Genomic DNA, 1407 nt, shown 5'->3' with positions numbered 1-1407 from the left:
ACGCTAGATAAGGTTATTCCTACAACCGAATAAATAGTGCCTGCTATCGGCCCGTATAAAATTCCTCCTGTGACACATACAAATACTACCGGGAGAAAGAATAATGGCCTTATTAAATGAAAACAAATAAATAATAACGGTGAAAGTAATCCTCCCATTTCGATAAACGCCATTACATAGTTCCCAATGTACTCCATAACTTTCCTCCTTTTGCCAGTTTCTAGCTGTTCTCCCTGAGAAAAGTACCCTGCACTTCAGATTTCTACCTTCTATTCATTTATATGACCTTAAATGCTATTTATGATAAGGTTCAACTAGCAAGACCTGACAAATAGAAAAACAAAAAGAAGTTTAAAATGATGAAGATTGGCATTCCAATTACCATTTGCTTATCAGGTTTAATGGATGATATGCGTCAATATGTAAATAAATTAAGATAAAGAACAAAAGCGGAAGCGTCCTTACAGGCTAAAAATGCGACGTCCTGTCGCAACGCCTGTACTCGCACGTCCTGTGCTTCGTAGCGACGTACGGACTGCTTCTTGCCATGCCAGGTGGTCCGATGTTGCCGCGCAAAGCGACGGTTTTAATTGGACATTCCACTTCCGTAGGAGATAAAGGAAACATGCCCCTTTATAGGGGTTTTATACTTCTTATCTTTTAAGAAAAAACGGCTCTACGTCAAGTGACGTTGGTACTGTATTTTAGTCGACTTTTAATATGTATTTGATTATCACACTCTAGGGAAGCTATGCTTCTCCGCTCAGACCTCTGTTGTTGTTTAATGATACGGCGACCACCGAGAGCCACTCACGCATGTAGTGGCCCATATAGACCTCAAGCACGCCACCTTTGGTAGTCAATTGCCCGCCCGGAACTTCCCATTCCGGCCACTTGTTGGGGGTGGATTGTTCCAAGACGCTACCGTTGTTCGCCAACGGCGCACGTAAGTTAAGATCGGAAGAGCACAATCCATGACGCAGCAAGGGACAGCAACACAAGCGCCTAGAAACCGAACATAGCGCCTGCCGGAACTGCAGGCAGGCTCGTCCATCATGCCGGCTAAAGTGAACCCGGTCGTGCCGGAAGTGGTGAACCAGGTGTGCTTCAAAGTCATCGGTAACGACACCACCGTAACCATGGCGTCCGAAGCGGGCCAGTTACAGTTGAACGTGATGGAGCCGGTGATTGGCCAGGCCATGTTTGAGTCCATCCACATTCTGACCAACGCCTGCTACAACCTGCTGGAAAAATGCGTCAGCGGTATCACGGCTAACAAGTCTGTGTGCGAAGGCTATGTCTATAACGCGATTGGTATTGTGACCTACCTCAACCCGTTTATTGGCCACCATAACGGTGACATCGTCGGCAAAAGCTGCGCCGAAACGGGCAAGAGTGTGCGCGAGG

1 pseudogene is annotated in these 1407 nt (G+C 46.5%); it reads left to right on the top strand.

Annotation, left to right across the window (positions count from 1 at the left end):
• Positions 1-1025 precede the first annotated feature (1025 nt).
• Positions 1026-1407: pseudogene (locus BTM36_RS26440) on the top strand (lyase family protein); the annotation flags it as partial.

It is taken from the genome of Herbaspirillum sp. VT-16-41 (assembly GCF_001994935.1).
Lineage (GTDB): Bacteria > Pseudomonadota > Gammaproteobacteria > Burkholderiales > Burkholderiaceae_D > Herbaspirillum > Herbaspirillum frisingense.
This window is presented reverse-complemented; position numbering and strand designations above follow the sequence as displayed.